The sequence below is a fragment of the Marivita sp. S0852 genome (assembly GCF_046591575.1).
GTDB lineage: Bacteria > Pseudomonadota > Alphaproteobacteria > Rhodobacterales > Rhodobacteraceae > Marivita.
The window spans coordinates 210579-224166 of sequence record NZ_JBIQWA010000004.1 but is presented as its reverse complement, the minus strand read 5'-3'; the positions used below and the strand labels follow the sequence as shown (position 1 = coordinate 224166).

The 13588-nt window shown below is 55.6% G+C and carries 13 protein-coding genes, 2 tRNA genes and 1 pseudogene; 12 read left to right on the top strand and 4 right to left on the bottom strand.

Features of this window, described 5'->3' with window-relative positions:
- Nucleotides 1-80: 80 nt before the first annotated feature.
- The 7 genes and pseudogenes from ACG74X_RS10190 to ACG74X_RS10160 form a co-directional block, all read left to right on the top strand.
- Nucleotides 81-395, top strand: a complete 315-nt coding sequence (locus ACG74X_RS10190; protein WP_411234538.1) for a hypothetical protein — start codon at nt 81-83, stop codon at nt 393-395.
- Entirely contained in the window at nt 392-685 is a 294-nt protein-coding gene (locus ACG74X_RS10185) for a hypothetical protein (protein WP_411234537.1), read from the top strand. The genes ACG74X_RS10190 and ACG74X_RS10185 overlap by 4 nt, the downstream gene beginning before the upstream one ends.
- Nucleotides 686-751: 66 nt before the next feature.
- Complete coding sequence (locus tag ACG74X_RS10180; protein ID WP_411234535.1) at nt 752-2365, top strand: type IV secretory system conjugative DNA transfer family protein; 1614 nt, start codon at nt 752-754, stop codon at nt 2363-2365.
- A 2-nt stretch (nt 2366-2367) separates the two neighbouring features.
- Nucleotides 2368-2751, top strand: a complete 384-nt coding sequence (locus ACG74X_RS10175; protein WP_411234533.1) for a hypothetical protein — start codon at nt 2368-2370, stop codon at nt 2749-2751.
- A gap of 152 nt (nt 2752-2903) precedes the next feature.
- Entirely contained in the window at nt 2904-3233 is a 330-nt protein-coding gene (locus ACG74X_RS10170) for a hypothetical protein (protein WP_411234532.1), read from the top strand.
- A gap of 78 nt (nt 3234-3311) precedes the next feature.
- On the top strand, nt 3312-3635 hold the full coding sequence (locus ACG74X_RS10165) for a hypothetical protein (RefSeq protein ID WP_411234530.1): 324 nt from the start codon (nt 3312-3314) through the stop codon (nt 3633-3635).
- Nucleotides 3632-4657 (top strand): annotated as a pseudogene (locus ACG74X_RS10160) (recombinase family protein); the annotation flags it as partial. The gene ACG74X_RS10165 and the pseudogene ACG74X_RS10160, both read left to right, overlap by 4 nt.
- Before the next feature lie 497 nt (nt 4658-5154).
- Here the strand turns inward: ACG74X_RS10160 and ACG74X_RS10155 are convergent.
- The 3 genes from ACG74X_RS10155 to ACG74X_RS10145 form a co-directional block, all read right to left on the bottom strand.
- A tRNA-Leu gene (locus ACG74X_RS10155) sits at nt 5155-5241 on the bottom strand.
- A 104-nt stretch (nt 5242-5345) separates the two neighbouring features.
- Complete coding sequence (locus ACG74X_RS10150; RefSeq protein ID WP_411234529.1) at nt 5346-7064, bottom strand: peptidoglycan-binding domain-containing protein; 1719 nt, start codon at nt 7062-7064, stop codon at nt 5346-5348.
- A gap of 870 nt (nt 7065-7934) precedes the next feature.
- A complete protein-coding gene (locus ACG74X_RS10145) occupies nt 7935-8327 on the bottom strand; it encodes a GFA family protein (protein ID WP_411234528.1) in 393 nt (130 codons plus the stop codon).
- A gap of 227 nt (nt 8328-8554) precedes the next feature.
- On the opposite strand from ACG74X_RS10145, the gene ACG74X_RS10140 reads away from it, so the two are divergent.
- Complete coding sequence (locus ACG74X_RS10140; RefSeq protein ID WP_411234527.1) at nt 8555-9154, top strand: SAM-dependent methyltransferase; 600 nt, start codon at nt 8555-8557, stop codon at nt 9152-9154.
- A 145-nt stretch (nt 9155-9299) separates the two neighbouring features.
- A complete protein-coding gene (locus ACG74X_RS10135; protein WP_411234526.1) occupies nt 9300-9725 on the top strand; it encodes a c-type cytochrome in 426 nt (141 codons plus the stop codon).
- A 279-nt stretch (nt 9726-10004) separates the two neighbouring features.
- On the opposite strand, the gene ACG74X_RS10130 is transcribed toward ACG74X_RS10135, so the two are convergent.
- A tRNA-Cys gene (locus ACG74X_RS10130) sits at nt 10005-10078 on the bottom strand.
- Between the two features lie 162 nt (nt 10079-10240).
- On the opposite strand from ACG74X_RS10130, the gene ACG74X_RS10125 reads away from it, so the two are divergent.
- The 3 genes from ACG74X_RS10125 (at nt 10241) to ACG74X_RS10115 (ending at nt 13579) form a co-directional block, all read left to right on the top strand.
- The gene (locus tag ACG74X_RS10125; protein WP_411234524.1) at nt 10241-10894 is read left to right on the top strand and encodes a protein-L-isoaspartate O-methyltransferase family protein; all 654 of its coding nucleotides are present in this window, start codon (nt 10241-10243) and stop codon (nt 10892-10894) included.
- 51 nt (nt 10895-10945) lie between these two features.
- On the top strand, nt 10946-12355 hold the full coding sequence (locus tag ACG74X_RS10120) for a TolC family outer membrane protein (RefSeq protein ID WP_411234522.1): 1410 nt from the start codon (nt 10946-10948) through the stop codon (nt 12353-12355).
- A gap of 69 nt (nt 12356-12424) precedes the next feature.
- Nucleotides 12425-13579, top strand: coding sequence for a hypothetical protein (locus ACG74X_RS10115; protein WP_411234520.1), 1155 nt, complete (start codon nt 12425-12427; stop codon nt 13577-13579).
- The last annotated feature ends 9 nt before the right edge of the window (nt 13580-13588 follow it).

Below are 13588 nucleotides of genomic sequence, written 5' to 3'. Positions count from 1 at the left end.
AACTCACAAGCGATTCTATCGGGACAGTCTCATCGGCGCGTAAGTGCCTTCATGTAACTTCAACCTCTGGGGAGGCTGACGTGAGACAACCGCAAAAACCTCAACAACCATCTGTGTTTGCATCTTCGGCTGGTGGATTATCCGCCGTTGCAGGCATTGCCATTGCTTTCCTGCTTGCACCGCAACTCTACGCGCTGGGAGCTGGATGGGTCGGTCAGTATGGGGGACATCATTACAGCGCTGATTGGGTTGAGCTCTTCCGTCTCGCCTTCCTCGGCCTGCTTGCCTACTTTCTTTTCAACCTTACACGTCTTTTGAGCTATGCTCTCTTTGCCAGCCTCGGGCTTTGGCTTGGGACTGTAGCCCTGTCCCGTTCCAAGAGAGATTTGCCATGACATCTACATTGATAGCCAGATTGATCTGCCGGGCACTTGCATATGTGTTCTACACTGAACAGCGCGTTGTTGTTCGTAAGAAGATCGGAACGCTGGCTGGCAGACGGATCATGTCAGAAGAGACGCGCCACTCCCGTTATATCGATAGCGCAAATGTGCTGGGCGCTCTGTTCCTCTTGGCCTTTTGCGTGGACCTGCTGGCTGAACATCTAACGGGTGGTGCTGTTGTCGCATGCTGGCTGAATGCCGCGCCCCTGTTCTGTGACACATCCGCAGACCTACTGCCCTAAACAATCTGAGTAGTCCTAAACCTGCTAAGCTGAACGCCGGACTCTGCTTCCGGTGACGGAGAAGCTATGTCCTATCACTTCGACAATGCCGCCAATCCGTTTGGCTCTTCCAGTCTTGCCACTGAGGCGGAGATGGTCGCCGCAGGCATGTTCGAGTGGACGCCTGGCTCTATCTATTGCGGCAAAGCTTATGGTCGTCGCCTCTGGCTGGATTTTGCAGGTGGCTATGTCATGACCGCAGGTGCCAGGACGGGCAAGCTGCGCGATATTCTGATGCAAAATATCTGCTCCGGTGTCCTGCCAAACGAGACCATTCTGATCTTCGACATAAAAGGCGAACTGGCGGTTACCTCGCAGGACCAAAACTCGGACGGCAAAGCCTGCCTCTATCTCAACCCGCATGGCCTGCACGGCATGCCGCAGCATAAACTGAACCCTGTCGCACATATCCGCTGGTCCAGCCTGACTCTGATCTCGGACATCAAGGTCATGCTGGAAGGGCTTTTGCCGCAGTCTGGTGCTGCACAGGCCAAGTACTTTGAGCTGAATGCTGCACGGATTGCTGAGGCGTTGTGCGTCATTCTCACCAAACTCAACGGGACATTAACCCTGCCTGATCTCTATCGTGCTTTGCTATTGATGAAGACAGGTGGGGAGCCCTGGCTCGACTTTGCCTACCAGATGTATCTCTCCGGTATTCCTGAATGCATGAGCGTAGAAGCCGAGATCGACGAGGCGCGCACTGATACGAGTGGCGGATTCCGAGGCATTATTGGGGAACTCGAAGCCGCCCTTGGCTGCCTGTCCGATGATCGTCTGCGGGATGCACTTTCAGGACCATTTGATGCCTCGCCGGAAGACCTGTGCCGCAAGGATCAGGTCTATCACCTCTACCTGATGGTGCCCGAAGATATGATCGAGTCATGGGCTCCCATGGTGAAGGTGATCCTTGCCAGTGCAAAGACGCTCAAGCGTCGTGCCCCTGAGGCTCCCCGTCAGACATGGGTGATCGATGAGGCGGGTCGCCTGTTCGGCTATAGCCAGATCGTGCGGTTGTTCACTGACGGTGCTGGCATCGGCGTGCGTCCGTTCGTCGTGTTTCAGGACTTCGAACAAGCCAACAAGCTGATGCCGGGCGGCGCACAACTGATTGCCTCCAGCGCGGCGGTAAAGTTGTTCTTCGGGGTGCGGGATGACAACACCGCAAAGCTGGTCTCCAACCTACTCGGCTATGAAACCCTTCACCATGATGACCCGCTCATCCAACAACGGGCAAAAACGCAGCATCTCGCAACCTTGCAATCGGTCTTTGCTGGCAGTGATCCGTTTGAAGCAGCGGGGCAGATCGCGCAGAGCGCCTACGAGGCGGCGCATCAGCGTCTTGTTCGCCGTGCTATTCGTACGCCGGATGAGGTGCGCTTTGGACCTGAGAATGCCCTTTACCTGTTTGCAGATGGTTTGTCAGGCGGCGTGATCGGCAGCCGCGAACCCTATTGGGAACAACGCTGGATGGCGGGCCGCTATCATCCGAATCCCTATCACCCGCCCTATGATCGCGTCCAAGTGCAGACCCGCTGGGGCAAGCGCTGGCGCAAGATCATTACGGAACCTGTTCCCAACGAGTTCGCGCACCTGCCGCAATATCGCAGCGGGACCTGGTCCTATGTTGAAAGGAGATAATGATGTCTGAGAATGATCTGTCCTTTGGCCCGTATCGCGTGAGCTACGCTTATCGGCACCACGGTGATGTACCGGGAGAAATGGGCGACTTTTATAAAGACGCGGGGAAAGCGAAAACCGCATTCACAGTCTCGCATAACGCGCAGATCGTGCCCAATGTGCCGGAACGCTTCCAGTCGCGAGCACAAGGCCGGGGCTCATCCGGCGTTCCGATCTCTCCTCATCCGTCCTACGCCGAGCCGCACAAACAGGCTCCTGATGAAGGCTGGTTCCAGGTCCTGGCTCCTGAGCTGAGTGATCGGGCGTTAAGCCGGACAGAGTTCAAAGCGCTACGCAAGAAGCAGGACATCCAGAGACTCAAAGCCCAATCAAGGTCCCGATATTAGGAGGTGCTAATATGCTGGTATAGAACACTTTTTCATTGATTTTGAGCGTATCAATGTGATATGTTCATGTATTGTTCTCATGTGCTCACAGGATGAGCTGAGACCAAAAACCCCAAATCGCAAACCTACCACCAAGGAAGAAAGGACTTTCCATGGACAAGACATCTATGCCCAATGAACCCGTTTTAACGCTCAGGGATGGTCGCCTCAAAGGCGTACTGTGGAGCAATGAAAACCGCGATGGAGACCAGTATTACTCTGTCACACTTGCCAAAACCTACGAAGATCAGAACGGCAAGCTGCGCGATACCAATTCGTTTTCAGAAAGCGAGTTGTTGCGTGTCTCCGAACTCGCCCGTGAGATGCGCGGCAAGATGTTGGACCTGCGTCGTGATCGCTCGACTGAGAAATCACCTGAGCGGGATACTTCAAAAGAACAGCGTCCCCGTAATGCGCGGCCTAAGCGCTTCGAAGGACGATGAACCAGAGCGCGCGGATGCCAGACTCTTGGGGGTCGCATCCGCGCTGACACACCACATGAATGATAAGGAGGAAACCTAATGACCAAACACCACCCATCCCCGACACACCTTCCGGCCTCCCGCGCCGGGCCGCTCGATCAGGACGCACGACTGATGAGAGATTATGCACATCACCTAAGTGATATGGAGCTAACTGAGGATCAACAAAAGGAACTGCTCTCAACCCTATGGCGGATCATGGTGGCGTTTGTTGATCTGGGGTTCAGCGTCAAGGCTGGGGATAAGCTGGGAGATGGGAGCGACATCGGCTTCGATGATGTGCTAAACTACCTGTGCATTGACGATACAGCGCCTGAAACACTGGCTTCTTCCAAAACCATAAACAAGAAGGAGCAGCCATGAACGCAAAAACCATAAGAAAACTAGCCCTTGCCTATTGTCGTGTCTCAACCCGCGCGCAGGAAACCGATGGGCATGGGCTCGCATCACAAGAGACACGCTGTCGTCAGTATGCAGAGGAAAAGGGCTATGAGGTCGTCGCGGTCTTCCCGGATACGATCAGCGGCGGCAAAGATTTTATGGAGCGGCCAGGTATGGTCGCGCTACTGAGCTTTCTGGATGCACAGCCTGAACAAAACTTTGTTGTCATCTTCGATGATCTGAAACGCTTTGCCCGCGATACAGAATTTCACATCAAGCTCAGACGCGCCTTCAAGCAACGAGGCGCTGAGGTTGAATGTCTGAACTTCAAGTTTGAAGACTCGCCTGAGGGCGCGTTCATCGAGACCATTATGGCAGCCCAGGGGGAGCTTGAGCGCAAGCAGAACGGACGGCAGGTCTCGCAGAAAATGGCAGCGCGCATGCAGGCCGGGTACTGGCTGCACCGTGCCCCGGTTGGATACAGGTATGAAACTGTGCAAGGTCACGGGAAACTGCTGGTGCCGGATGAGCCCTGCGCGTCAATCGTGAGAGAAGCTTTCGAGGGATATGCCTCAGGGCAGTTTCAGACGCAGGCTGAGGTGAAGCGGTTTCTTGAGCAGTTCCCTGACTTTCCGCGCAACAATCAGGGCGTTCTCACGCAGCAACGCGTCACAGATATCTTCACCCATCCCATCTATGCAGGCTATATTTGTAGCGAGCGTTACAACGTGCAGTGGCTCAAGGCCCAGCATGAAGCGCTGATCTCGCTGGAGACATTTGAGAAAGTGCAGACCAGGCGCGAGGGGATCGCCAAAGCTCCCAAGCGCAAGAATATCGGCGACAGCTTTGCCCTACGCGGCATGGTCGAATGTGCAGGATGCCATGTCCCGCTGCGCTCATCCTATTCGAAGGGGCGCTATAAAAATTATGCCTATTATCTTTGCCAGACCAAAGAGTGCGATCACTACGGGAAATCCATTCCAAGGGATAAGATCGAAGACGAGATTGGTGATCTGGTGAAAGCCCTCCAGCCGACACCCGGTCTCATCCAACTGGCGCGTGAGATGTTCCGCAAAGCGTGGGACATGAGAAAAGATCAGGCCCAGGACATCGTTACCCGGTCGAAGCTCAAGCTGAAGGATATTGAGAAGCAAAAGCAGGCACTCATCAAGCGACTTCTGGATGCAAGTGATCCTGCCGTGATTGATGCCTACGAGTCGAAGCTCTCTGAGATTGAGAGACAGCGTGCGGTGCTGACTGAGAAAATCACAAATCAGGTCGAGCCAGCGGGCACGTTCGAAGAAAAACTAGAACCAGCCCTGACTTTCCTCTCAAACCCTTGGAAAATATGGCAGAAAGGGCAGATTGAAGCCCGGCGACTCGTGCTGAAGCTATGCTTTACCGAGCGCATTCCATACTGCCGATTCGAGGGTGCTAGAACCACTCAAAAGGCGTTATTATTCAAAGAGATAGGTGGGCTACTAAACCCTAAGGTCTGTTTTGGTGCGGTCGAGAAGACTCGAACTTCCACGGGTGTTACCCCACAGCGACCTCAACGCTGCGCGTCTACCAATTCCGCCACGACCGCACTGTCTTGACTTGGTAGCGCGTCATTAGCCTTTGGAACGCGGCACCTCAAGAGTAAAAATGGCCTCGATCCGCTGTAAATGTCAGGGACCGAAGCCAGACCGGTTATTGCTCCAGCAGGAGTACCGGAATTTTGGGGTTGGACTCTGTAGGACGGACGGCACCTCCGCTCAGCGCGGATGTTGCGCGCTCCAGCAACGCAAGTCGTTCGGGTTGATCAGAGGCAAAAACAGGGGTGCCTCCATCCGCCAGCGCGGTCAATGTCGCCGCATACCATTCTGCTGCAAGGTCAATGCGTTTTGTGGCTCCGACCCCCTGGCTCAGATGATGGCCCAAAAGCTCGCCATAGGCATGTTCCCCCGAGGCCACCAGCAACAGGGCCGAGCCGATGGCAACATCCATATCGTCAAGGCGATACCCGACCGAAAGACAGATCTTTGCAGTCGCGGCAAGCTGTTGTGGGGACATGCCGCTGGCAAGAATGAACCCGGATGTGCCCGCCACTGTGTCCGCGCGCGGTTTCAATGACAGCGCAGCGACGTGGTCTTTCATGAGCGGGCCAAATGAACGGCATTGTTCGGCTATTTGTTCCGGGCTGAAATTGCTGACCTTCGACATGAGCGCATCGCCTGCGGCGACAGCGGATGTGCGGGTCAGGCACATTTGCTCGGCCAGGGTGAAAGACGGGTCACTGAAGGATGCTTCGGTGACAAAGCCGCCATTGGCGCTCGTCATCAGATTCACGTTTGCACAATAGGATGTCATTGATTGGTTCGGCGCAGTGCCCCCTCCGAAGAAGTTTGGAAGCGCTGCCGTGGCCGGAGCGGTTTGTGCCGGTGCGGCCCCTTGCACGACAGGCTGTGCAGTGGGGACTGGCGTGCCGACATTAGCCGGGGCCAGATTTGCAGGGGCCTGTGCTGCCGCCATTTGCGTGTTGGGAAGCGACGGTTCAGACTGCGGCTGCTGCGGGATCAATTGCGCGGTGGCAAGCTGTGTCCCATCATTGGTTTTAGAGCATGTGCCGCGTGTGCAAGAGAACATCGCGGGCGTGACGTTGAAGGCCTGGAAGTCGTTGCGTTCATACCCGTCCGGAGTGGACGCGAATACGCGCACGGCGCAGGCTTGCGCATTGCACCAAAACGCCGATCCGGTGACCGAGGTATCCAGGATGTAATCTGTCTGGCCGTCCCCGTTGATATCGGCCAATTGAACAAACCCGCTGCGCTGGATCAGCTGTTCTGCGGACGGATCAGAGCTTTTGGCGATTTCATTGACGGCCGCTGCCACAACGGCAGGCATGCCATAATGACCGCTGATCGACGACGTGGCACTCGAGCCGTTCAGCTTTTCATCCCGATACGCCACCAAAAGCCCGCGAACGCCCTGCGGATTCTGGGCCACCATCTGTGCGGTGGCCGGACCACCCGCTTGCGCGCGGTAGTAGGATGAAATCAGAAAATCGCGCTCGAATTGCGTGATCTGCCCTGTTGGTGCATATCCAAGATGTGCTTGAAACGCGGAAATAGCCGCCCGCGAATTTCGCCCCATAATTCCGTCCGGAGTGCCGGCATTGAATCCAAAATAGTTCAGCGCCGTCTGGGTCTGACGGTTTGCCTCGCGCTGCGCCGTATTCACCGCTTTACGAGGTGCTTTTTGGCGGTAAACCCGTTTGGTTGTCGTTTGTTTTTTCGGTTGGCTGGAAATGGCCCCGCCGATAATACCTCCCACAATTCCCCCGATAAGAGCATCATTTGCCGATGCCGCGATTGGCGCGGTCGCGACACTGGCAGCCAGCGCGATCCGTAAAGTGATTTTTGAAAACATGGGCTTCCTTTCGACTAAATATACACACACAGCAGAATGTGGGCGGGACTCTTCAAAATGTTCGCCCCAGCAATGCATTGTGTCAAGCTTGTAAGACACCGAGCTGCCATGAAATACCCACGCAGACGACCCGCGACAGGCCAACAGCCGGTGTGCTTAATCACTTATCGATCTGAGAAAGAAGGTAAATTTCAAAAAAGGGCGAAAATCGGTGATGCTTGATCAATAGGCCGCGTGCCACTGGTGAATCTCATCACGAACCTCAATACGCAAAAGGGTTTCGGGCATGTGAGGTATTGGATTAAATCTTTCAGCCGGAACGAAAGAAACCGCCGCGTATTGAGGTGATGTTTCCGCGATGCCTCGCACATGCCCCGTAAATCGGCGTGATAGGCTGCGTCTTAAGTGTCACCAACTTACCCATTTTCAAATATGTATAGCTCATTTCTGTAAGGCGAGAATTCCACATCCGAACATCGCAGTTTGAGCAAGTCCGCATTTGTTGAACAGGATCTGGCGCTTTTCACGCTTGGGTCAGGACCCATTGATTTTGGTCTGAACATCTGAATCACTGCTCTTAAACAGGAGCGGTGCCACGAGCGATCTTTACTGGCTGACCGATGCGCAGATGGCGCGTGCTAAGTGGGATAATATTCATCAATCGCAACGGGTTCAATCAACGTCTCTGCCACTATCCGCGCCTTCAACTCAGGCGGCCAATTCCGCTTGCCATCCGCACGACGAGGTACACTTGCCAAAAACTCGCTTGTAGCTCCCATCGAGAAACTCCCCACAAACCAAAGAAGCCTATGACTCGCAGATCAGGCGCAATGCCGTAAGTGTGGGAACGGCGCACCGCTTACGCTGGCGTCATGGTGCGCGCCCATCATGTTTTGGCAAGCCATCGTTCCAAATAAGCCAAGGTACACGCTCCGCCCAATGCACATGCGCGGTTGGCTTATACAGTGTTGGGTCATCCAGAGTTGCAGCGAGTAGATGCATTTCTCCCGGCCAGCGCGTGCTCATGTAATGCAGTGGCGTGCCGCATTGACCGCAAAACCCGCGTGTGACGCCCGGTGAGGAATTGTAAAAACTGCGCGCGCCTTTCCATGTCACTTGTGCCCGACCTACGCCAAAGTAACTGGTCATCGGCGATCCGGTCGCCCTGCGACAGCTTTCACAATGGCAATGCACTGCCAAAAAGGGCGAGCCCGTGATCTGATATCTGAGGGCCCCACAAGCGCAGCCGCCATCGAATCCCATAGCCGATTGCCTCTCGCATTTTGATTTGAACCGAGCGTTTTACGCGGTTTGTTGCTTCGTGCCATACGTACGTGCTTGCAAAGGAAACAGATTTACGGACGCCCGCGCGATGAATTCGCCTGTCTCATGACGGCGCTGGTAATAAAGACCGTTGTCTTAGTAGGACGCAAAGGTTCTATACAAACGCAACACTCAAGCTCGACCATGTGAATACAGGGAACCAGGCAATGTGGGAAGAACGGTACGCAAAATCGGGCGACTACCTTTTCGGGGAGCAACCAGCTCAAGTTTTGGTTGAGAACCCTTGGATGATTGATGGCGCACGCACGTGTTTGTGCGTCGCAGATGGCGAGGGCCGTAATTCGGTTTGGCTGGCGAGGCAGGGGCTCGCGGTCACGAGCTTTGATCTTTCGCCCACAGCTGTCGGAAGGGCGCTTGAGCTGGCTGCGAAATCGGATGTGCGCGTAGATGCCCATGTGAGCGACTGGGATGGTTGGGATTGGTCTCGGTCCTTTGACCTCGTCCTTGCCATCTATGTTCAGTTCATGCCGCCGGAACAGCGTATTGCGCAGTTTGAAACGCTTCGCCAAGCTGTTCGGCCCGGTGGAAGATTAGTCCTTCATGGATATACTCCTGAGCAGATAGAACTTGGTACAGGTGGTCCACCCAACCCGGAGAATATGTATACGACCAAGTTGCTGAGCGACAGTTTTGCTGACTGGCGCATACTGCGTCTTGCTGCCTACGAGCGTGACGTGCAGGAAGGGCGGGGCCATTCTGGTCAATCCGCGCTGATTGATTTGGTCGCGGAAAAACCGATCACATAGATGTCTAACCCCTCCGTATGAGCGATCCGCAGGACGTCAAAATCGTCTGTTGCTCGGTGCCCACTTCATCTGTCACTGTGTGAAGAAACAATCTGATCGCCAGTGTTCTGACCGAGTACTGACGCCACTTTTGGAAACGTCAGCCATGATCCGTCTGCATATCCTACTACCTGTCCTCGCTTTGCTGGCTTTACAAGCGTGCACTCCAACATCCACGAACAGTGGACGAATAGTCTATCTCGACAAATGCGCGGCTTGTCATGGACGCAGCGGCACGGGTGATGGACCTTTGGCCTCCGGGCTTGAGACCGCGCCGCCTGACCTGACGCAGATTGCGGCGCGCAGAGATGGCGTCTGGCCGGTGCTTGAGGTGATGAGCATCGTTGATGGCTACACCACGCGCTACCTGCCAGGCACTGAGATGCCGATCTATGATGAGTTTCTTGAGGGCAACCTCGTGAGTTTAGACACAGGTAATGGCATCCGTCAAAAAGCACCTGCAGGACTTCTCGCAATTGCCCGCTATCTGGAGACGCTCCAAGATCCAGCTCCGACCCGATTTGTGCCTTAAGTCATTGAGGCCTATAAGTATTTCACTTTCTCAGCTTTAGATCAGTTTGCCAGCTTCGATGACTCAACGCTTTGGTTTTTACAAGGGGGTTAGGTTCGAGTGCCAAACACTATGTTGAAGACCTTTGTCGCGAAAACTGTGTTCCCACAGTAACCCATAACACTCTGTCCAACACAGTGATTCAGCCACGCAAAAACACATCAACACACCTCTAAAAGAGTACATCAAGTGTGTATGGCGATTTTGGACGGTGAGAACACGTCAAGTGCTTGATCTTATTGGAGGCGAGTACCGGAATCGAACCGGTGTACACGGATTTGCAATCCGCTGCGTCACCACTCCGCCAACTCGCCAGAGTGATGTGCTGCTTAGGATGTCGCGCGGGGCGCGTCAAGCGGTTATCGGTGGGTGACGCATGTCGGCCATGTGGCAGTATTTCGCGTGTTCTGCGCATTGCTGACGGCGGCCAGCTGTGGCAAGACTGGCGGGTGCAACTGAACGAATGAGTTTAGGATATGAGCGACTTTGCTGCCCGACGTATGATGATGGTCGACACCCAGGTGCGTCCGTCCGATGTCACCAAGTTTCCGATCATTGATGCCATGCTGGACGTGCCGCGCGAGCTTTTTGTGCCGTCCGAGCAGATTGAAGCAGCCTATGTCAGTGAAAATGTCGAGATTGCGCCGAACCGTGTGCTGCTTGAGCCGCGCACCCTGGCAAAATTGCTGGATGCGTTGAACATCGAAAAAGACGAGCTCGTGCTCGATATTGGTGCGGGTTATGGATATTCGTCCGCGGTGATCGCCCAAATGGCTGAAGCCGTGATCGCGCTGGAAGAGGACGAGACGCTGGCGTCGGAGGCACAAACGCTTTTGACCGAACAGAACGCGGATAATGTTGTCGTGCACAAAGGCCCCTTGGTGCAGGGGGCGTCCGATCACGGTCCTTATGATGCCATCGTGATACAGGGTGGTGTCGCGGACGTTCCGGAGGCCATCCTGTCTCAATTGAAAGAGGGTGGGCGGATTGGCTGCGTGTTTATGGAGGGCGCGCTTGGGGTTGCGCGAATCGGATACAAGCTGGAGGACGAGGTGTCCTGGCGGTTTGCCTTCAACGCCTCTGCGCCGGTCATTCCGGGATTCGTCAAACAGGCCGAGTTTTCATTGTAGCGATCAGTCTCGAAAAAGATAAAAACCAACAGGTGTTTGGGGAAAGCGGAAATGGCAATACGGACGAGCATAACGGCGTTTGCACTGGCGATTGGTGTTGGATTGACTGCGCCTGTGGCAAAAGCCGAGACGCTGGCCGACGCGATGATCGGGGCTTATAACAGCAGTGGTTTGCTTGAGCAGAACCGAGCGGTTCTCAGGGCTGCGGATGAAGATGTTGCACAGGCTGTGGCCGCGCTGCGACCGGTTGTGTCCTGGGCGTCGGATGCGACCCGCCAGTTCGGCACGTCCCGCAGCAGTTCCACCGGTGGTATGATCGTCAGCACCGTGTCGAACACCATGTCCGCCAGTCTGATCGCCGAATTGACCGTGTTTGACAATGGACTCAGCCGATTGGCCATCGAGACAGCTAAAGAATCCGTGCTCAGTACCCGGCAGCAATTGGTCAGTGTCGAACAGCAGGTCTTGCTGTCTGCGGTCGAAGCCTTCATGGAAGTGCGCCGTGCCATTGAAAACGTGTCGTTGCGGGAAAACAACGTGCGTCTGATCACGCAGGAATTGCGTGCGGCGCGTGAGCGGTTCGAAGTGGGCGAGGTCACCCGCACCGATGTGTCATTGGCAGAAGCCCGTCTCGCGGCTGCACGAAGCCAGCTTGCAGCGGCGCAAGGTGCGTTGACCATCGCGCGCGAGGAATATCTGGCTGTTGTCGGGCGTATGCCTGGGGCGCTGCAAACGCCGCGGACTCTTCCGACGCTTCCGGATACCGTTGACACGGCCAAAGCCATCGCGGTGCGCGAGCATCCTCAAATCCTGTCCGTTCAGCATCAGGTTGCTGCTGCCGAGCTCAGCATCCTGCGGGCAAAAGCGGCGATGAAACCATCGGTGCGGCTTGCGGGGCGTTTGTCTGTGACCGAAGGGGTGGACAGTGATCGGTTCACGCGTGGCGGGTCTATCGGAATCGAAGCCGGTGGTCCGATCTATCAAGGTGGGCGGCTGACATCGCTTGTGCGACAATCCATTGCAAACCGGGATGCAACCCGTGGGCAGCTGCTTCAGGTGGTGGATCAAACGGCGCAGAATGTGGGCAATGCCTATGCGCAGCTGCGCATCGCACGGGCCAGTCTTGTGTCCAGCGAACGGCAGGTCCGCGCGGCCACCGTTGCGTTTCGTGGGGTGCGCGAAGAAGCGGCCTTGGGCGCACGGACAACGCTCGATGTGCTGAACGCCGAGCAGGAGTTGCTGGACGCCCGATCGGCGCAGATTTCGGCACAGGTTGACGAAAATATTGCCGCCTACAGAGTTCTGTCCACATTGGGTCGCCTGACTGCGACAGACCTGAGCCTGAACGTCCAGCAATACGACCCGGTAAATTATTACAACCTGGTCAAGGACAGCCCGATACAGAAAAGCCAGCAGGGCCAGCAGCTTGACCGTGTTCTGAAGTCCCTAGGGAAAAACTAAGTTTCTTTGTATCTGTTGTGCGATTCAGAACGTCGCGCTACTTTGGAACCGAGGTAGCAGTGGTGAGCCATGTCTGATCCCGTGACAAACGTGGAAATTGAAGATGTTCTGTCGTCAATCCGCAAGTTGGTGGCCGAGGAAACTCGGGCAACACCCCCTGTTCGGAAGCCTGCGGAACAGGATCGTTTGGTCCTGACACCGGCGCAAAGGGTGGAAGAGCCGCCAAAGCCTTCGGAGCCGATGTTTTTGTCAGAGCGGGTTGATGCGCCTGAGGAAGAGGTCACACCGCCGGACAATCAGCCGATTGATGACATTCCCGGCGAAGCAAAGCTGGCCGATTATGGCGACATTGAACGCGCGTTTCCTGACGCGGATGACTTTGATGTCGCGCGCTTTGTGCATGTTGCTCCGGATGATGAAGAGGACGCGCCGGTTGAGGCTGTGCGCGGTCGCTTTGAGCTGGGGCGGTTGATTGAACAAGAAGTCGCGTCGGCTTTGGGGGCATCTGACAAGGATGCTGCCGCGACGTCGCCGGATGACAGCGATGTATTTCACGACTCGGATGACGCTGTTGATTGGGAGGCGTTGGATGTTCCGGACAGTCCGGCACACCCGACAGAGGCTAGCGTGGCAGACACTCCTGCATCTGCTGCACCCGCACCGGATCGCGACATCGCGCCAACGGGTGATGCGACATCGACACCTGCCGCACCCTTGTTGACGCTGGAGGACAAGGTTGCGGCGTTGGGCCGGCTTGTTGCGCGCGATACCGGCGAATTCGAAGAAGAACGCGACACACCTATGGAACAGTCGGCGCAGGGTGCCGCGGAACCCGTCGCCTGGTCGCAGAACGATCACGAAAATGATGATCACAAAGACGATGACCCGTCCGCAACCGCCCAGCCAGACACGGCAGATGACAGGGCAGCAGTCGAAGAGCAGGCTGAACCAGATGCGTCGTCACCCTGGCCGAATATCAGAAAGCCCTTGTTCGGGCCCGAGGCGATTGGCAGGCATGATCCGGTCGAAAAAGAACCAGAGCCGAGTCCAGAGCAACCAGAACCCAGCGCGATAGATATTGACGAGCAGATGCTGCGCGATCTGGTAGGAGATATCGTCCGCCAGGAGTTGCAGGGCGCGCTGGGCGAAAGGATCACTCGGAATGTGCGCAAATTGGTGCGCCGGGAAATCCACCGAATGCTGATTTCTCAGGAATTGGAATAGATGTTACCG